This window comes from Ochrobactrum soli, from assembly GCF_003664555.1.
In the GTDB taxonomy this organism is placed as follows: Bacteria; Pseudomonadota; Alphaproteobacteria; order Rhizobiales; family Rhizobiaceae; genus Brucella; species Brucella teleogrylli.
Window position 1 is genome coordinate 1 of record NZ_RCHH01000010.1, and the last position, 17,029, is coordinate 17,029.

Below are 17,029 nucleotides of genomic sequence, written 5' to 3' on the forward strand. Positions count from 1 at the left end.
ACAATCATCCAAATAGCCAGATCGACGACCTGCTGCCTTGGGCCTATGCCGCAACGCACGATCTCAAAGCCGTGGCCTGAAAACAGCGCTTACCTTAAAGCGACAGTTTAAGGCCTTCATGACTGTCGGTGAAACCAAGCGACTGATAAAAACGCAGCGCATCGGAACGGGATTTGTCCGTGGTGAGCTGCACCAGCCCGCAGCCCCGTTCGCGGCATTTCTCGATAGCCCATTCGATCATCTGACGACCAATGCCGCCGCCGCGAATATCGCTCGCTATGCGCACACTTTCGATCTGGCCGCGCCATTGGCCCAGGCGGGACAGGCCCGGAATGAAGCTCAGCTGCATGCAGCCAATGATCCGCCCGTCATGCTCGACCACGGCCAGAAACTGGTTCGGATCGGCGTCGATGGCTGCGAAGGCATTCAGATATTCGTCGCGCAATGGCAGACTGGCGTCTTCGCGCTTTGCGCCAAGCCCGTCATCGGCAAGCATGGCGACGATAGCCGCCACATCTGCCGATGTTGCTTTTCTGATGGCAATGGCAGCCGGAGCCACCATCAGACCGCGATGCCATGCAGATCGTAGGCGTCGCTCGCTTCGATCTTTACAGTCACAATGTCGCCGACGCGCAGCGGTCGGCGCGACTGGATATGCACGCTGCCGTCGATTTCGGGTGCGTCATAGCGGGTGCGGCCCTTGGCAACGGTGCCGTTTGCCTCGTCAATAATGACCGGCAGACGCTTGCCGACTTTCTTCTTGAGAAGATTGGTGGATATCTGCTGTTGCTTAGCCATGAAACGATGCCAGCGGGCTTCCTTGATTTCTTCCGGCACCTGCTCAAGACCAAGATCATTGGCCTTTGCACCCTTGACCGGCTCATATTTGAAGCAGCCCGCGCGTTCGATCTTGGCTTCGTCGAGCCAGTCGAGCAGCAGCTGGAAATCCTCTTCCGTTTCACCCGGATAGCCGACGATAAAGGTCGAGCGTACCGCCAGATCAGGGCAGGTTTCACGCCATGCCTGAATGCGGCGCGAGGTCTTTTCCTGATGGGCTGGGCGGCGCATGTTTTTCAGAACCGCAGGCGAAGCATGCTGGAACGGAATATCGAGGTAAGGCAGAATTTTGCCCTCCGCCATCAGCGGAATGACTTCGTCGACATGCGGGTAGGGGTAGACATAGTGCATGCGCACCCAGACGCCCATGTCGCCCAGTTCGCGCGAAAGGTCGAGGAATTTTGTGCGGACCGTACGGTCCTGCCACATGGCTTCCTGATACTTGATGTCGAGGCCGTAGGCGCTCGTATCCTGAGAGATAACAAGGATTTCCTTGACCCCGGCGCTCACCAGCTTCTCGGCCTCGCGCAGCACCTGATCGATCGGGCGCGAGACGAGATCGCCGCGCAGCGCCGGAATGATGCAGAAAGAGCAGCGGTTCGAGCAGCCCTCGGAAATCTTCAGATAGGCATAATGGCGCGGCGTGAGCTTCACACCCTGCGGCGGCACCAGATCGACGAACGGATCATGCGCGGGCGGGGCAGCTTCGTGCACGGCACTCATGACGCTTTCATAGGCCTGTGGGCCGGTGATGGCGAGAACATTCGGGTGACGTTCGCGGATGACCTCCGGTTCGGCACCGAGGCAGCCGGTGACGATCACCTTGCCGTTTTCGTTGAGAGCGAGGCCGATGGCATCAAGCGACTCATCGCGGGCAGAATCGAGAAAGCCGCAGGTGTTGACGATCACCAGATCGGCGCCGTCATGCTTGCGGGAGATTTCATAGCCTTCCGAGCGGAGGCTGGTGATGATGCGTTCGGAATCAACCAGCGCCTTCGGGCAGCCAAGTGAAACGAAACTGACGCGCGGTGCGCTCATTGGGGGAAACCTTGCAAATTTCGGAAATTGCGCGCGCAATACCACGACCAAGGGGCCAAGGTAAAGCTTGGATGCCGGGTAGTGTTGCCGCAGCCAGGGCCGCAGCATCGAAAAGCGGCGGGTTGTTATAGGCAATAAAAAAACCGGGACTCGAGGTCCCGGTTTCATAACATCCTGTGAAACAGGCTTATTCGGCAGCGTCGGCGGGAGCAGCGTTCAGCAGGCCGTAGCGTTCTTCACCGATCTTGGACAGCAGGTCGAGCTGGGTTTCGAGGAAGTCGATATGACCTTCTTCATCCGCCAGAAGCTCGTCGAAAAGCTGCTTGGAAACGTAGTCGCCGAGTTCGTCGCAGATTTCGCGCGACTTCTTGTAGGAAGCACGAGCGTCATATTCACCGGCAAGATCGGCTTCCAGAACTTCCTTGACGTTCTGGCCGATGCGCAGCGGTGCGAGAGTCTGCAGGTTTGGGTGACCTTCGAGGAAGATGATGCGGTCGATGATCTTGTCAGCGTGATGCATCTCTTCGATGGATTCTTCACGCTCTTTCTTGGCAAGACGCGTGAAACCCCAGTCGTTCAGCAGGCGGTAGTGCAGCCAATACTGGTTGACGGCGCCGAGCTCGAGAAACAGAGCCTCGTTAAGCCGCTCGATGACCTTTGGTTCGCCTTTCATTCCATGAACTCCCGAATTTGTCGCGTAGAGAACGTACACGATCCATGAACTGGATAACGTTTTCGTCCATTTGGTTGTGACGAAGATGATACTCTTCAGTCACCCTTATGATCGTTTCTACGACGTTTGGGAAGCAGCCGCAGCAGCGGCCGCGCTTGGACATGGCATTATAGACGGTGCCGGGGACGATAAGCTGCCAGCAGTCCTGATCGAGAAGTTCGATCACAACTGCTTCGATATCTTTATCTGTGATGACGTTACAGCTGCAAACTAGCATGAGATGGATACTCCCATGCCGTTTTGGCAGTAAAAACCCGACGCGGAATGCGAAAAACGGAGGAAGTTTACCTGATTGCCCGGTACTTCTACTTCAAGATCGCTGCTGGAAACGCGCAGCGTTATTTTACTGGTGGCGCAAGGCCAAGATGAACCGGACAATGGTTCCTCCAATTGCAAGGGTTAAAGGCCCGAACATTAAAGGTCTATTTCGACGGTCTGTTAAACTCGCCAAACTAGGTCAGGTTATGGCTGGCGAGCGGGGTATCTGTCAAATTCTATGTTTTTGAAATGTTCTAAAAAACAATAACTTAGAATCATTCTAAATATGAGTTAACTACCCATGTTTAAACACTAATTGTCTGTTAAAATGCTCTATCGGGAAGGGCGTTGAAGCGATGCCGATAGAGGCTGTGCCATTTCGCCGCACCCATGTGGAAAAGGTGGGCGTGGCAATGGCTTGAAGCGTAATCCGATGGCTTTTTCGAATTTGACGTTTGAAACAGCTTATGTGTCAGCCGGGATTAAAACGCCAAATTCAATCCACTAGGCGCCTTCGACGGCACTGAAGCCTTCAAACTGCGGTGGTCCGAGATAGAGAGGCTTGTTGGTTCCGGCATTGCGATGCGCTTCGCGGAACTGTTCCGACTTGGTCCAGAAGACAAAGTCTTCGCGGCTGCGCCAGACCGTATGGGAAGCATAGAGCGTATAGCCTTCTTCCTCATTGGTTGCGCCGCGCAGCAGGTGGAACGTTTCAAAGCCCGGCAAATCGGAAAGCGTGGAATCGCGGTTTTTCCAGACGGCTTCGAAATCGGCTTCGCTGCCGACGCGCACCTTGAAGCGATTCATGGCTATGAACATGGCTCATCCTTTTCCATTAGGTTTGGACTGGCTTTAGATCGACTATATGGGTTTTCGGGCCGGCATGGCCAGAAAACTGAATTCGAATTTCAGGCGCGTGCGGGGTCAAGGCCGCACGCGCCGCGTCGCATCTCGGGATCAGAAGGCCACAGCCGCGGTCAGAAGGTGGGCCAGTCTTCACAGATGCGACGGTTAAAACGGGCGATCAGGCGCCCGCCATGGTCAGAACTGGAACTGTGTCGCCACGAGGAACGTACGACCCTGACCGGAGCCTGATGTGCTCAGGAATGGCGTATAGCTCTTGTCGAACAGGTTATTGACCTTCAAAGTCAGATCGACGTTCTCGGTGAACTTGTAATTGGCGAACACATCCACGAGGCCATAGCTGTCGGACTGGGTAACGCCGGTGTAACCGACGGTATCGCCGCCCGAAACATAGGAGTAGCGACCGCCAACCGTCAGCTTGCGCTCGAGGAAGCGTGCGCCGCCGCTGACGGAGAAGACATCATCCGGCATGTACTGACCTGCACCGAGACCTGGGGTCTGCGCCGGAAGTTCCGACTTCGAGTGGGTATATGTAATGCCGCCGAAGGCCATGCCTGCGTCATACATCGCTTCGAGTTCGAAGCCGCGCACCTGCGAAGTGCCGTCGACATTGACGAACTGGTACTTGCGATAGGTCGGGTTGAACGTGGACGTGATGTAGTCCTCGACATCCATGTCGTAATAATCGGCCTTCAGACGCAGCAAGTCTCCAGCAAGAAACAGATCGTCTTTCTTGAGGTTTACGCCGATTTCCCAACCCTTCTGGGTTTCAGGCGATAGGGTCGGATTCGGCAGGAAGCTGACGCTTGTCGAGCCGGGATGGTTGCCGCCCAACATGGTTTCCTGCAGCGTTGGCGAACGCATGCTCTGGGAATAGGTCACGTATGGCTGCAACCAGTCGGTCGCGTTGATCGCCAGCGTGATTTTCGGATCGAGGCGCTGCTTGGAAATATCGACGTCGTAGAGGCCGCCGTCACCGAAATTGGCAAGGCCGGTATCGGCGCTGCCAGAAGTGTTGAAGAAGTCGTAGCGCAGGCCGGCGATCAGGTCGACAATGCCGTAGCTGAAGGTGGTTTCGGAGAAGACTGCGCCGTTGCTGCTGCGTCCGTCGACTGGATTGACGCCGGAATTGTCGCCCGAAATGTTGTCGCGGAAATATTCGACGCCGTAGTTCCACTTGACGCCCACTTCGCCGACATTGAAGCGCGATGTGTTCGAAATATCGAAGCCATAGCCCTTGTCGGTGATGCCACGGCCTGTCGCGCTGCCCGGAAGGCCCGTGGACAGGCTGTTGTAATAGGTCATGTCGAGGCGATTGTAGTAAGCGTTGACATGCAGGTCGATCAGGTCGTTATCCGACGGATTGTAGGTGTAATTCGCCGTGAACGTCTTGTTCTTGACGTTCTGATCGTAGGAATTGGCACCAAAATCGTTGTTGTAAAAAACACCGCCAAGCGCCAGCTTGTGGTCTTCGCCGAAGCCGAACTCGGTTTTGACGAGCCCGGAGGTCAGTTCCTGACCGGTATCCGGCTGTTCAACGCCATCGCCATTCTTGTAATTGTTGGAATCGCGGCGGCTGATGGCTGCGGCAACGCCCATCGAATTGACGCGCGCACCGGCGGCCAGCATTTCAGAGAAACCGACGCCGTTGCTGCCCCACGAGGCGCGTCCGAGAACACCATATTGCTGGCCCTGACGGACGATGTCATCCACGCCGAGCGTGCGGAAATTGACGCTGCCTGCGAGCCCGCCGCCGCCGGTGCCGGTCACTGCGCCGCGCGAAATGTCGATATCGGCGAGAAGGTTCGGATCGACATAGGTGAAGCCCTGCGCCTCATGGCCGGTGAAGCGGAAGTTCTGACGAACGCCATCGACCATCATGTTGACGCGTCCAGAACCTTCGAAGCCGCGAATATTGACGGCCACGCCCGGCTGGGAGCCGTTCATGCGGGTGAAGACGCCCGGCTTGTCGCGTAGCACATCGTCCAGCTTCACATCGCCGTTGCGGCGAAGCTCTTCGCTGGAAACAGTGCTGACGGCGGCGGGCGTGTTGTAGGTCGCATCACCCCTGGCGCCATCGCCCCGGATGGTGATCGTCTTTAGCGTGACGTCGTTTTCGCCTTCGGCTGCTTTTTGCTCCTGCGCCCATGACTGCGATGCCATCGCGACAAGAATGACTGCGAGCCCGCTGCTCGCCAGGAATGAACGCTTGTGTACCCCACCAGTCGCCCGCATTGCTGTATTTCCTCTGCGCAAATGTGCTCCCCCGCCGACCTGAGACACGGCAGGAAGCCCTGAGAATTCAATTGTTTAGAATGCTTCCAATATGGAGGCAGCTCTGCTGGCTGGCGAAGACGAATTCTTCGTGGCTTGCGCTGGAAGGGCGAGATTTAAACTTGACTCGATTAATCCAGTAATGCAGTGATTAGTAAACATGACTAGTGATGTCAACAAATCAATTTCGCGATGAACAGGCGGATATGGTTTTGTGAAAACGGGGCTTCCGAGCGGAGCTTTCAAGTCAACGTCAGGGCGATAAAATGAACAGGCGTATTCATATCGACATGCAAGTGCGTTTGCCCCGCGGGCACGCCGCCGACCGTTCTGCCAATCGCATGATCGACGGTCCGGCAGGCGACAATACTGGCGACCGAACGGGGCGTTCGGTTGAGCGCACCGCGCCGCCGATTCGCGCGACCCTGAAAGAAGCGCAGATCAAAATTTATGGCAGCCGCGAACTTTTCGACGGCTCCCGCGAGGTAGGGATAGAGCATGGCGGATCGCTCTATCGCCTCAAGATTACCCGCCAAGGCAAGCTCATTTTGAACAAGTAGGCACGACACACATGACGCAACATTCCAAGCCCTCCCCAGAGCAGATTCTTCAGGCACGGGCGGACAACCCGAAGGCGCGTGAACGCGATTTCGCGCAGAGCCTCGGTATTTCAGAAGCTGATTTCGTTGCTGCCCATTGTGGCCTCGGCGACGATGCCGCCATTTCGGCCCGCCGCATTCGCGTGGATGTCGAGACATTGCTTAAGCGCGCATCGACCCTTGGCGAAGTGATGGCGCTGACGCGCAACGAAAGTGTCGTGCACGAAAAGATCGGACCGTTCGAAAAGGCCGTTTGGGGCCCGCATGCGTCGATCGTGCTGGGCAAGCAGATTGATCTGCGTATTTTCCCGAAGCATTGGGTGCATGGTTTTGCGGTTCGCAAAAAGGACGGCGAGGAACTGCGCCGCAGCCTGCAATTCTTCGATGCCTCCGGTGAGGCCGTTCACAAGATTCACCTGCGCCCGGCATCCGATGTTGAAGCCTATGAGGCGCTTGTCACCGAACTTCTGCTTGATGATCAGTCGGGTTCTATCGAAACGACCGCGATTGCGCCGAAAGGTGCAAAGGCCAATGTCGCGCTTGTCGATACCGATGCCTTCCGCGAGCGCTGGAGCGCTTTGACCGATGTGCATCAGTTCATGGGGCTGCTGAAGGATTTTGGCGTTGACCGCCATCAGGCCATGCATCTTGCCGGACAGGATTTCGCTTGGCGTGTTGATCTTTCATCCGTGGAAGCGATGATGAACCACGCTGTGCAGCAACAGCTGCCGATCATGTGCTTTGTCGGCAATCGCGGCTGCATCCAGATCCATACCGGCCCGATCCATGAGATCAAGATGATGGGCCCATGGCTCAATGTGCTTGATCCGACCTTCCACATGCATCTGCGTCTCGATCACATTGCCGATGCCTGGGTCGTGCGCAAGCCGACCAAGGACGGTCATGTGACTTCGCTGGAAGCTTACGACGCCAATGGCGAACTGATCGTGCAGTTCTTCGGTGAGCGTCACGAGGGTGAGGCGGAATTGGCCGACTGGCGCATGATTGCTGAAAACCTGCCGCGTCTTCCCCGGTCGACCGCTGCATAGGACGCGCATCATGTCTGTCATTTCAGCACGTTTCATGCGCGTTGGGGCTGTCGCCGCTTTGGCTTGGTCATTGGCAACCGGCATTGCCGGTGCCGATACCGTCGAGCGTTTTGCCGATACGTCCCGCATTGTTTCCGTCGGCGGGCCGCTGACGGAGATCATCTATGCGCTTGGCGCGGAAAAGATGCTTGTCGCACGCGACCAGACCAGCACCTATCCAGCGGAATCGAAGGCTCTGCCAGATGTCGGCTACATGCGCCAGCTGGCGCCCGAAGGGGTGCTGTCGGTCAACCCGACCGGCATCTTGCTCATTCAGGGCAGCGGGCCGCAGGACACGCTGGAGGTCTTGAAGAAGGCCTCGGTGCCGATGGTCATCGTGCCGGAAGATTATACCGGCAAAAGCGTCATTGCGAAGATCGAAGCTGTCGGCAAGGCGCTTGGCCTCGAAGACAAAGCCAGGGCGCTGGCGGATAGCGTTGCGAGCGATCTTCAGGCTGCTGAAAAGGCCGCCGCTGCGCATGAGCAACGCAAGCGCGTGCTGTTCGTTTTGAACGGCGCTAGTGGGCGTCTGATGGCGTCTGGAACGGGTACGGCGGCTGACGGCATGATCAAGCTTGCAGGGGGTGTGAACGTCATCACTGGATATCCCGGTTACAAGCAGCTGACCGATGAAGCCATCGGCAAGGCCGCACCGGATATGGTTTTGATGATGAACAACGGTGGTGACGGTGTCGGTCCGGATGAACTTTTGAAGAACCCGGCCATTGCAAGCACACCTGCGGGCCGCAACAAAAATGTCGTCGCCATGGACGCGCTTTATCTGCTGGGCTTTGGCCCGCGCACCGGTGCTGCCATTCGTGAATTGTCGGCAAAACTCTATGGTGCGCCAGCAGCGCAATAATCGGATCACGCATCCGACATGAGGAATAAGCAAATGACCAGCCAAGGCCGTGTGGCAGGCGGAGAGCCCTTCACCATGCGTCATCGAGCCGGAGACAGTCGGAAGAACGCCGGCTCAAACAGCGCAAAGGTCGGGGATCGCACGCAACGCGCGCGCATGGTGCTGGTCGTGCTGGCGGTTGTCCTCTGCCTGACAGCTTTGTTCAGCCTCACGGCAGGGGCTTCGGATGCTTCGCTTCTCACGCTGCTGCGCGGGTTTGCTGGCGGCGAGGGCGCGGAAACCTTCCAGCGTGATCATCTGATTATTATGGAAATCCGCCTGCCGCGCATTATCCTCGGCATGTTGATCGGTGCGGGGCTTGCCGTGTCTGGTGCCGTCATGCAGGGCCTGTTCCGCAATCCGCTTGCCGATCCGGGTCTGGTGGGCGTGGCCTCGGGCGCCAGTCTTGGTGCGGTGTCGATGATCGTATTGGGCGGCACCGTTCTGGCGCCTGTTATCGCCGTTCTCGGCATCTACGCGCTGCCATTGGCTGCCTTCTTCGGCGGCCTTGCCACAACCTTGTTGCTCTACCGGGTTGCGACCCGACGCGGGCGCACCTCTGTTGCCACCATGCTTTTGGCGGGCATCGCGCTTGGCGCGCTGGCGGGGGCTGCGACCGGCGTTCTGGTCTACATGGCCGACGACCGGCAGTTGCGCGATCTGACCTTCTGGGGTCTTGGTTCGCTTGCGGGTGCGACCTGGAGCAAGATCGTCGCTGCCGGACCCATTATCGCCGTGGTGCTGATTGCAGCGCCAATGCTGGCGCGCGGTCTCAACGCTCTGGCATTGGGCGAAGCCGCCGCCGGACATCTCGGCATTCAGGTGCAGCGCATCAAGAATGTCGCCATCGTTACCGTGGCTGCGGCCACTGGCGCGACCGTGGCGGTAGCGGGCGGCATTGGCTTTATCGGTATCGTGGTGCCGCATATGCTGCGTCTCAGCATCGGCCCGGATCACCGCTATCTTCTGCCTGCGTCGGCTCTGCTGGGTGCCATACTGCTGTTGCTGGCCGATGCGGTCAGCCGCACCATCGTTGCACCGGCGGAATTGCCCATCGGCATCATCACCGCCATGTGCGGCGCGCCGTTCTTCCTCTGGATATTGCTGCGCCAGCGCGGCCTTCTTGATCTGTGAAACTGTCATGATTGAAACCAAGGCACTCAGTGTTCGTCTCTCGGGCAAGTCGATTATCGAGAACATCGATTTTACGGCGCGCGCTGGAGAGGTGACGGCAATCGTCGGTCCCAACGGATCGGGCAAGACGACGCTTTTGCGCGCTCTTTCCGGCGATGTGCCCTTTACAGGCGGTGCCTTTCTGGACGGGCGGTCATTTAAGGATATCAAGCCATGGGAAATGGCGGCGCGTCGCGCGGTGCTGCCGCAGGCGAGCGCCTTGTCCTTTCCGTTCACGGTACGCGAGATCGTCGGCCTTGGTTTGACAGGCGGCTATAGCGGCCTGTCGCGCGATCTGGAAACTGGCTTGCCCGACCTCGCCTTGCAGCGGGTGGACCTTGGCGGCTTCGGCGGCAGGCTCTATCAGGAACTTTCCGGCGGCGAGCAACAAAGGGTGCAACTCGCCCGCGTGCTTTGCCAGGTCTGGAGGCCCGTGGTCGATGGCTCCGCGCGTTATCTTTTTCTGGATGAGCCGATTTCGAGCCTCGATATCCGGCACCAGATCGTTGTGATGGAGATCGCGCGGGATTTTGCCGCTGAAGGCGGCGGCGTGATCGCCATTCTGCACGATCTCAATCTGACGGCCATGTTCGCCGACCGGATCGCGGTGATGTGTCAGGGCAGGCTCGACACAATCGGCTCCCCGCAGGAGGCGCTGACCGATGAACGGCTGGAACGGGTTTATGAATGCGCGCTGCGGGTAGGGGTGCCGCCTGCGCGTGGTGTGCCCTTCGTGCTGCCGCAATCGGCCTATCGCGCCGCCGCTGAGTAACCTCAACGCATTAAAAAAGGTCCGGTTTTCACCGGACCTTTTGCTTCTCACGCTGTCGCAGGATTAGCTCGCGACGCGCTGTTCTTCCATTTCATCGAGACCGAGCAGGGCGCGTACATTCGGGCGGGCTTTTACGAGGTCTGAAATGCTGTATTTCATCAAGACGCCGAAGAAGGCGTTCAGCGCTTCACGCAGCGCTGAGTTAAGGGCGCAGCTATCGACCAGTGGGCACTCGGTCGCATCGTTTTCAAAACATTCCGCCATGGCGAAATTTTCTTCGGTGACGCGCACGACATCGAACAGGCTGATATCGTTGGCCGCACGGCCAAGGCGCACGCCGCCATTGCGACCGCGCACGGTTTCTACCAGCCCGTTTTCCACGAGCGGCTGCAAAATCTTGAAAAGAAAAAGCTCCGAAACGCTGTAAGCGCGAGCAATTTCCGGAATGCGGCTCAGCTTGCCTTCATTCGCGGCACAGTACATGAGTATCCGAACGGCATAATTCGTCTGGCGAGTAAGGCGCATGACAGTTCCTTTCAGCACGTCCAGAGCATTTTCAAACCCGACCAAGTCAGGTCGGAAAATGCCCTCGCTCTTTGTATCCTGGTTCCAAAATCTGGACCGAAATTTCGGTTGAACTCCACAAAGCCGCGCCGAGAACACTCTCAGCTCATGGCATTTTCATGGAAACCGGATTTCCTTGATGGCCCAGTTTAGAATCATTCTTAATATATACGAGGTCTTTCACCACATTTAAAGTGGAAAAAACGAGTCGTATTTTTCTGATTGCGAGCCCTCCTGTGCCCGGCTTGCATTTCACTGGCAAACGTCGATCCACTCGGCGGTTACCAATGCGGCCATCCTGTCAGGCGCAATACGAACCGCGCTGTTGGTTGCCCCCGCTGCCGGAACCACTTCCTCGAATGCTTTCAGCGAGACATCGCAATAGACGGGAAGCGCGCTCGGCAAGCCGAAGGGGCACACGCCGCCGACTGGATGGCTGGTTTCGGCCAGTACGGTGTCGGCGTCCAGCATACGCGGCTTGGTGCCGAAGCGATCCTTGAACTTGCGATTGTCGATACGCGCATCGCCGCGTGTGACAACAAGAATTGTCTGGTCCTTGGTCGAGAAGGAAAGCGTCTTTGCGATCTGGCCAGGTTCCACGCCGTGCGCTTCTGCAGCCAGAGCTACGGTCGCGGTGCTGGTCGGCAATTCGATGACTTCGACTTCGGGCGCCTTGTCAGCAAAAAATGCCTTTACGGATTCCAGACTCATGGCTTCCCTTTATGATGATAATTAAACTCAAGTTTATGTCTCATTAACGATGAGAGCAACCCTAGAACTGTTATAATTTTGGTGGAATTGGTCAATTGAATAATAATTGCCGATAAACGACGAAATGCAGACCGGATGGACAGCATGATGTGGCGCAGATGCTATTTTTTCCCGCACGGACTTGTTTTGAACACATTGGCCACCTATATCGCTCCCATCGGCAAAGCTTAAGAGCGCTGGACGCGTCTGTTGCTCGCTATTGCCGCCATCGTTTAATGCTTTTGACCACGGATGTACTGGCACTGGTAGGAAAGCGATGGATCAGGAAGGTCGGTGCGTTTTCGCCCCGGCCTTTTTTGTTTTCCGGCGAAGTTGCGGTTCCCCTGAGAGATCGTACAGAACGGTCGCGATCAAGTTGACGCGGCGATAAAAGCTGCTAAGAAGTCACCCGTTGAGTGATTGGTTCGCAAATCGGTGATTTGCTGCTTTTCCCGCTGAGGGAAAAGAAGACATTACAATCACTTGGAGGGGTGGCCGAGCGGTTTAAGGCACCGGTCTTGAAAACCGGCGTGCAGGAGACTGTACCGTGGGTTCGAATCCCACCCCCTCCGCCATTATTTCCCTTTTTGTTTTCGATGGTGCCGTCAAAACCGGCGACGGTTTTGGCTTTCCAAGCCTGCGCTTGGCGTGATCGATCGTTCTCAATATATAGAATATTATACTTTATTAAATATACAATAATAAGAAAATCATTTAAATAGTTTGAATTTATAATTTAACTTATCAAGTTTATACCTATTAAATTACAAATAATAAGAAATAATATGGAATTGAAAAATCAATAATAACATTGATTTTATTTAATGATTATTCTCGTTTTAATTCATTTATTGTTCATAGCGGGTTGGGTAGCGTGAGTTCATCACGAAAGGAGAATAACATGTTCAAGAAAATTCTACTCGCGGCGATTGCTCTTTCGTTCATTGGCGCGCCGTTGGCGCAAGCTCGTGACAACCAGCCGCAGCGCAAACCAGCAGTGCACCAGGTGCAGAACAAGAAACAGTCCGCAAAGGGCTGGTCTAAAGGGCAGCGCTTCAATGGTTCGCGTCAAAGCGAAGTCAAGGATTACAAGCGTTATGGGCTTCGTGCACCGGGCAAGGGGCAGCGTTGGGTGAAGGTCGATAATCAGTATCTTCTGATTACCGCGGCAACCGGTCTTATCGCTGGTGTGATGGCCGCTCGGTAATTCGCGGATGCGTCAAACAGGACGGTTAGCGCCGTCCTCACTCGGTGAGCAGTGTTGGTTCTCCCTCGAATCCGGCGCTTCTCATCGAGGTTTTATTGTGAGATTGGCAATCAGCGCGATTGTCTGCGCATCAGCAGAATGAAGAGTGGCGTACCAATGAAGGCCGTCACGATGCCCGCCGGGATTTCCTGCGGAGCGAAGATCGCGCGGCCCAGCGTATCAGCCAGAACGGTCAATATTGCGCCGATCAACGCTGTCACTGGCAACTGATGTCGGTAGCGCGCCCCGCAACAAAGGCGCGCTGCATGCGGCGCGATCAATCCCACGAAGCCAATTGCGCCCACGGCGGACACCGCGCCTGCCACAGAAAGGGCTGACAGTAGTAGTAGCCATAAGCGGGTCATGGCCGTATCCACGCCAAGAGATTCCGCCGCATCGCGACCGAGCGCCAGAATGTCGAGGCGTTTCGCGAATGCAAGTGCGATAGCGATCAGCAGAAGCCAGGGGGCAAGCGCCGCCACATCCTGCCAGTTGCGCCCATGGGTGGAGCCTGCGAGCCAGGCAAGTGCTTCGGCAATCTGAAGCTTTGCCTCAATCACCACAATCGTGCTCAACGCTGAAAGGCTGGCTGCCACTGCAAGTCCGGTCAGCGCCGTGCGGGTCGGTGACAGGTTTTTGCCGAGCAGGCTTAGAAGCAAGACCACAAGACAGGCGCCGCCTGCCGAGCAGAGCGCAAAAAGCGCGCTTCCCGGAATGATGCCGCCGAGCAGTGCGACGAGGCTTGCGAGTACTGCGCCTTGTGCGAGGCCCAGAGTTTCCGGGCCGGAAAGCGGGTTGCGCGTCACGGCTTGCAACAACAATCCAGCCATTGCGAGCAAAGCGCCCGCGCCCATGGCCACCAACACGCGTGGCGCGCGCAGTGCCTGTATCGCCTGCCAGTCAATGTCGCGTCCTGCGATGCCGTCGCCGAACAGAAGCCCGGCCAGAAGAGCTGCTAACAGAACCATGCCAAGGCTCTCATAAAGTGCGACCGGTCGCTTGAATATGGTTTTCCCGAGGATCTGCGCGTTGTGGGCGGGTGCCTCCGCTTTCATACGACGCAAGACGAAGATCAGCGCCGGTGCTGCGAAACAGGCAGCGAGGATTCCGGTCGGGATGATGGTGCCGGCGCTGCTCAGCCATTGTGCGGCAATGTCGGCTGAAAGCAGCGCAACCGCTCCCCACAGGCAGGCTGCGGGCAAAAGCGCTTTGTGCCGAACCATGCCAGTGGCGCGGAGCAGATTGGGCACTGCGAGACCAATGAAACCGATAGGCCCAGCAATGGTAACGGCAGCACCTGATAGCACGATTGTGGCCAGAAGGCCGATCAGCGCAGTCGCTTTGCCAAGCCCAAGGCTTGCCGCCATGTCGCTGCCGAGCGCCATGACGTCGAACTGGCGGGCAAGGGCGACCAGCAGCAGGATGGCTCCGACAATAAAGGGGGCGAGCGGTGCAACTTTAGCCCAGCCTGTTTGTTCCAGCATGCCGGAAGACCACAGGATGATGCCGGACGCGCGATCATCTGCAATCAATATGATGGCGGAAGAAAGCGCCGAGAAGGCGAGGGATACCGCCACGCCCGCCAGTGCCAGCCGAACCGCTTGGGCGCGCAAACCGCCGCCGACCAGCAGGCATAATGTTCCGCCCAGTGCGCCGCCGATGATCGTGGCGAGGAAGCCCGGAAAGGCAAATGGAAGCAGCAGACTGGAAACAACCAGGGCCAGTTGCGCGCCGCTGGTGACAGCCAGAATGTCTGGCGCGGCAAGCGGGTTGCGCAAAATGGTCTGCATCACCGTGCCAGCGGCGGCAAGCGCTGCGCCGACCAATATGGCAGCGATTGCGCGGGGCAGGCGAATGGTTTCGATGATAATCTGCGCCAGCGTTTGCGGCCGCGACGGCGACTGCAAAACGTCCTGTAGCGCGACATTTCCACTGCCGATGACGAGTTCGGCGGCCGTCAGCGCGATCAGCAGCAGGATTGCCAGAACGACAATTCCAATTGTGAAACCTGCCGGTTGAGTTTGGCTTGTGATCAGAGGCTGCGCGGTCATTCCGCGCTCCGCTCGTTCTGCTGATTTCCGGCAGATGGCTTGTTGTATACATGGTTGACCCAGCGTGGCATGCAGAAAGGGATCGGCAGAACCGGGTGCGCGGTCACTTCGATATCGAAATCGAAAGCTTCTCGGAGGCGTTCCGTTGTGAATACCTCTTCAGGAGAGCCAGAAGCCATCAAGCGGCCTTTACGCATCAGGATAACGTCGTCGGCCAGTTCCAGCACCTGATTGAGGTCGTGCAGAACAGCAACGATGGTCAGCCCATGATCGCGGTTCAATTGCTTGAGCAATGTCAGCAACTCGGCCTGATGGCGGATATCGAGAAAATTCGTCGGCTCATCGAGAAACAGGGCGGATGGTTCCTGCGCCAGCGCCAGCGCAACCCATGCGCGCTGACGTTCGCCGCCAGATAGCGAAGCCACCTGACGATGACGCAGGGCTTGCAGGCCGGTTTGCGTGATGGCGCGTTCGATTGCCTTTCGGTCATGATTGCCCAGTCGGGAAAACAGACCTCGATGCGGGTGACGTCCGTTTTCGACCAGTTCTTCGACGGTCAGGCCAGCGGGAATTTCCGGCATCTGCCCCAGCACGGCGATCTTGCGGGCCAGATCAATCCGTTTCATGCGGTTGATGTCTTCACTGTCAAACAGAACCTGTCCGCTCGTTGGCGTCTGAAGCCGCGCCATGCTGCGCAACAGTGTGCTTTTGCCCGAACCATTGGCCCCGCAAATGACCGTTATCCGCCCGGATTGAACCGAGGCATCGACCGAATTCAGAGCCATCGCGCCGTCAAAACTGACGGAAACGCCAACCGTTCTGATGATTGCTTCGTCCTGCGTGGCCATCGGCTTCCAAACAACATGTTCTTCGATGCCGTGTGATAGACAAGAGGATGGGCCTCCGCAAGTTTTCTAGAGCGTTCCGGTTAAGATTGAATCGTGGGAAGCGCTACCAGAGTTTCTGCCGAAAGATGTTCGATCAGCGCGCGGGCTGATGATGTCAGTTCGTCCGGCGCGCGTATGCAAAGCGACAAATGCCGTGTGGCCCAAGTGTCCGTCAGCGCAATCGGCACGATGCTCGTCGTTGTCATCATGCGATGAGCGACCAGTTCCGGGATGATCGCCAGGCCGACGCCAGCGGCGACCATGGGGCAAATGCTCTCGAATGTGCGCAGTCGCGTGCGCATCTTCAGCTTGACGCCAAGGCGTGCCGCATGCGCTTCGATGTGATCGTAGAGCGCGCCGGAATAGAGGCCAATGAACGGTTCATGCAGGACATCGGCAAGACACGTCGATTTTCTGGCGGCAAGGGAGTGCTGCTGCCCGGTGATGAGAACCAGCCGGTCGATGGTGAAGGGGATGAGAACCAGACCACCGGTATCGACCGCGTTGGACAATATGCCGATCTCGACAAAGCCGCTCGCAACGGACCTTGCGATTTCCGCGCTCTGCCGTTCTTTCAGTTCGACGTCGATCTGTGGATTGTCTGCCATGAACTGCGCGAGCCGCATGGGAAGATATTCGGTCACAGCGGCTGTGTTGGCTGCCACGCGCACGGTTGAGCGCATGCCTTTGGCATGGGTGATGAGGTCCGCATGCATGTCGGTCATCTGGCGCAGCACGAGGCGCGCATGATGGGCAAGCGCTTCACCCGCCGCAGTGAGGGTGACGCCGCGTCTGCCGCGTTCGAGAAGCTTGACCTCGCCAATGGCTTCCATGTCACGCAGGCGTTCGCTGGCCGAGGGCAGGGCGAGCCCCACTTCCGTTGCGCCATGCGTAATACTTCCGGCGTCGGCAACGGCGATGAAAAGGCGAAGGTCTGTGAGGTCAAAACGCATGCATATTTATCGCTTATATTCTGCCTTCGGTAAAGCCGAAG

The 17,029-nt window shown here is 57.3% G+C and carries 17 protein-coding genes and 1 tRNA gene; 7 read left to right on the forward strand and 11 right to left on the reverse strand.

Translation table 11 applies throughout. The features are described from left to right. Positions 1-94 precede the first annotated feature (94 nt). From D8666_RS16555 to D8666_RS16580, 6 genes are all read right to left on the reverse strand, one after another. A complete protein-coding gene (locus D8666_RS16555) occupies positions 95-562 on the reverse strand; it encodes a GNAT family N-acetyltransferase (protein WP_109367519.1) in 468 nt (155 codons plus the stop codon). Further along, entirely contained in the window at positions 562-1,875 is a 1,314-nt protein-coding gene (gene rimO, locus D8666_RS16560; protein ID WP_121538809.1) for a 30S ribosomal protein S12 methylthiotransferase RimO, read from the reverse strand. The genes D8666_RS16555 and rimO overlap by 1 nt, the downstream gene beginning before the upstream one ends. Before the next feature lie 187 nt (positions 1,876-2,062). Further along, a complete protein-coding gene (gene bfr, locus D8666_RS16565; protein ID WP_109367517.1) occupies positions 2,063-2,548 on the reverse strand; it encodes a bacterioferritin in 486 nt (161 codons plus the stop codon). Further along, positions 2,514-2,825, reverse strand: a complete 312-nt coding sequence (locus tag D8666_RS16570) for a (2Fe-2S)-binding protein (RefSeq protein WP_109367516.1) — start codon at positions 2,823-2,825, stop codon at positions 2,514-2,516. The genes bfr and D8666_RS16570 overlap by 35 nt, the downstream gene beginning before the upstream one ends. 545 nt (positions 2,826-3,370) lie before the next feature. Continuing rightward, complete coding sequence (gene hmuQ, locus D8666_RS16575) at positions 3,371-3,685, reverse strand: heme-degrading protein HmuQ (RefSeq protein ID WP_109367515.1); 315 nt, start codon at positions 3,683-3,685, stop codon at positions 3,371-3,373. Positions 3,686-3,907: 222 nt separating this feature from the next. Further along, on the reverse strand, positions 3,908-5,965 hold the full coding sequence (locus D8666_RS16580; protein ID WP_109367514.1) for a TonB-dependent receptor domain-containing protein: 2,058 nt from the start codon (positions 5,963-5,965) through the stop codon (positions 3,908-3,910). Between the two features lie 380 nt (positions 5,966-6,345). Between D8666_RS16580 and hemP the strand changes: the two genes are divergently transcribed. The 5 genes from hemP to D8666_RS16605 all read left to right on the forward strand — a co-directional run bounded on the left by hemP (position 6,346) and on the right by D8666_RS16605 (position 10,537). After that, entirely contained in the window at positions 6,346-6,564 is a 219-nt protein-coding gene (gene hemP, locus D8666_RS16585; protein WP_109368004.1) for a hemin uptake protein HemP, read from the forward strand. An 11-nt stretch (positions 6,565-6,575) separates the two neighbouring features. Then, positions 6,576-7,652, forward strand: a complete 1,077-nt coding sequence (locus D8666_RS16590; RefSeq protein ID WP_121538811.1) for a hemin-degrading factor — start codon at positions 6,576-6,578, stop codon at positions 7,650-7,652. 10 nt (positions 7,653-7,662) lie between these two features. Beyond that, a complete protein-coding gene (locus D8666_RS16595) occupies positions 7,663-8,553 on the forward strand; it encodes a heme/hemin ABC transporter substrate-binding protein (protein WP_109367512.1) in 891 nt (296 codons plus the stop codon). Positions 8,554-8,628: 75 nt separating this feature from the next. Next, positions 8,629-9,726, forward strand: a complete 1,098-nt coding sequence (locus tag D8666_RS16600) for a FecCD family ABC transporter permease (protein ID WP_235858992.1) — start codon at positions 8,629-8,631, stop codon at positions 9,724-9,726. 7 nt (positions 9,727-9,733) lie between these two features. After that, on the forward strand, positions 9,734-10,537 hold the full coding sequence (locus D8666_RS16605; RefSeq protein WP_109367510.1) for a heme ABC transporter ATP-binding protein: 804 nt from the start codon (positions 9,734-9,736) through the stop codon (positions 10,535-10,537). A 63-nt stretch (positions 10,538-10,600) separates the two neighbouring features. Here D8666_RS16605 and rirA read toward each other — a convergent pair whose 3' ends face one another. Both rirA and D8666_RS16615 read right to left on the reverse strand, forming a co-directional pair. Further along, a complete protein-coding gene (gene rirA, locus D8666_RS16610) occupies positions 10,601-11,062 on the reverse strand; it encodes an iron-responsive transcriptional regulator RirA (protein ID WP_109367509.1) in 462 nt (153 codons plus the stop codon). A 291-nt stretch (positions 11,063-11,353) separates the two neighbouring features. Next, complete coding sequence (locus D8666_RS16615) at positions 11,354-11,812, reverse strand: YbaK/EbsC family protein (protein WP_121538813.1); 459 nt, start codon at positions 11,810-11,812, stop codon at positions 11,354-11,356. A gap of 524 nt (positions 11,813-12,336) precedes the next feature. On the opposite strand from D8666_RS16615, the gene D8666_RS16620 reads away from it, so the two are divergent. Next, positions 12,337-12,426: transfer RNA gene (locus D8666_RS16620), tRNA-Ser, on the forward strand. Positions 12,427-12,752: 326 nt separating this feature from the next. Next, positions 12,753-13,058: an RcnB family protein gene (locus D8666_RS16625; protein ID WP_109367460.1), complete on the forward strand. Its 306-nt coding sequence runs from the start codon at positions 12,753-12,755 to the stop codon at positions 13,056-13,058. Positions 13,059-13,168: 110 nt separating this feature from the next. Here D8666_RS16625 and D8666_RS16630 read toward each other — a convergent pair whose 3' ends face one another. From D8666_RS16630 to D8666_RS16640, 3 genes are all read right to left on the reverse strand, one after another. After that, the gene (locus D8666_RS16630) at positions 13,169-15,148 is read right to left on the reverse strand and encodes an iron ABC transporter permease (protein ID WP_109367459.1); all 1,980 of its coding nucleotides are present in this window, start codon (positions 15,146-15,148) and stop codon (positions 13,169-13,171) included. Continuing rightward, entirely contained in the window at positions 15,145-15,996 is an 852-nt protein-coding gene (locus D8666_RS16635) for an ABC transporter ATP-binding protein (protein ID WP_109367458.1), read from the reverse strand. Before D8666_RS16635 ends, D8666_RS16630 begins: the two co-directional genes overlap by 4 nt. Positions 15,997-16,076: 80 nt before the next feature. Next, a complete protein-coding gene (locus tag D8666_RS16640) occupies positions 16,077-16,988 on the reverse strand; it encodes a LysR family transcriptional regulator (RefSeq protein WP_109367457.1) in 912 nt (303 codons plus the stop codon). Positions 16,989-17,029 lie beyond the last annotated feature (41 nt).

Excerpts from the sequence above, each read along its gene's own strand:
- D8666_RS16555 (WP_109367519.1), bottom strand. The coding sequence starts at position 562 with ATGGTGGCTCCGGCTGCCATTGCCATCAGAAAAGCAACATCGGCAGAT.
- rimO (WP_121538809.1), bottom strand. The coding sequence starts at position 1,875 with ATGAGCGCACCGCGCGTCAGTTTCGTTTCACTTGGCTGCCCGAAGGCG.
- bfr (WP_109367517.1), bottom strand. The coding sequence starts at position 2,548 with ATGAAAGGCGAACCAAAGGTCATCGAGCGGCTTAACGAGGCTCTGTTT.
- D8666_RS16570 (WP_109367516.1), bottom strand. The coding sequence starts at position 2,825 with ATGCTAGTTTGCAGCTGTAACGTCATCACAGATAAAGATATCGAAGCA.
- hmuQ (WP_109367515.1), bottom strand. The coding sequence starts at position 3,685 with ATGTTCATAGCCATGAATCGCTTCAAGGTGCGCGTCGGCAGCGAAGCC.
- D8666_RS16580 (WP_109367514.1), bottom strand. The coding sequence starts at position 5,965 with ATGCGGGCGACTGGTGGGGTACACAAGCGTTCATTCCTGGCGAGCAGC.
- hemP (WP_109368004.1), top strand. The coding sequence starts at position 6,346 with ATGATCGACGGTCCGGCAGGCGACAATACTGGCGACCGAACGGGGCGT.
- D8666_RS16590 (WP_121538811.1), top strand. The coding sequence starts at position 6,576 with ATGACGCAACATTCCAAGCCCTCCCCAGAGCAGATTCTTCAGGCACGG.
- D8666_RS16595 (WP_109367512.1), top strand. The coding sequence starts at position 7,663 with ATGTCTGTCATTTCAGCACGTTTCATGCGCGTTGGGGCTGTCGCCGCT.
- D8666_RS16600 (WP_235858992.1), top strand. The coding sequence starts at position 8,629 with ATGCGTCATCGAGCCGGAGACAGTCGGAAGAACGCCGGCTCAAACAGC.
- D8666_RS16605 (WP_109367510.1), top strand. The coding sequence starts at position 9,734 with ATGATTGAAACCAAGGCACTCAGTGTTCGTCTCTCGGGCAAGTCGATT.
- rirA (WP_109367509.1), bottom strand. The coding sequence starts at position 11,062 with ATGCGCCTTACTCGCCAGACGAATTATGCCGTTCGGATACTCATGTAC.
- D8666_RS16615 (WP_121538813.1), bottom strand. The coding sequence starts at position 11,812 with ATGAGTCTGGAATCCGTAAAGGCATTTTTTGCTGACAAGGCGCCCGAA.
- D8666_RS16625 (WP_109367460.1), top strand. The coding sequence starts at position 12,753 with ATGTTCAAGAAAATTCTACTCGCGGCGATTGCTCTTTCGTTCATTGGC.
- D8666_RS16630 (WP_109367459.1), bottom strand. The coding sequence starts at position 15,148 with ATGACCGCGCAGCCTCTGATCACAAGCCAAACTCAACCGGCAGGTTTC.
- D8666_RS16635 (WP_109367458.1), bottom strand. The coding sequence starts at position 15,996 with ATGGCCACGCAGGACGAAGCAATCATCAGAACGGTTGGCGTTTCCGTC.
- D8666_RS16640 (WP_109367457.1), bottom strand. The coding sequence starts at position 16,988 with ATGCGTTTTGACCTCACAGACCTTCGCCTTTTCATCGCCGTTGCCGAC.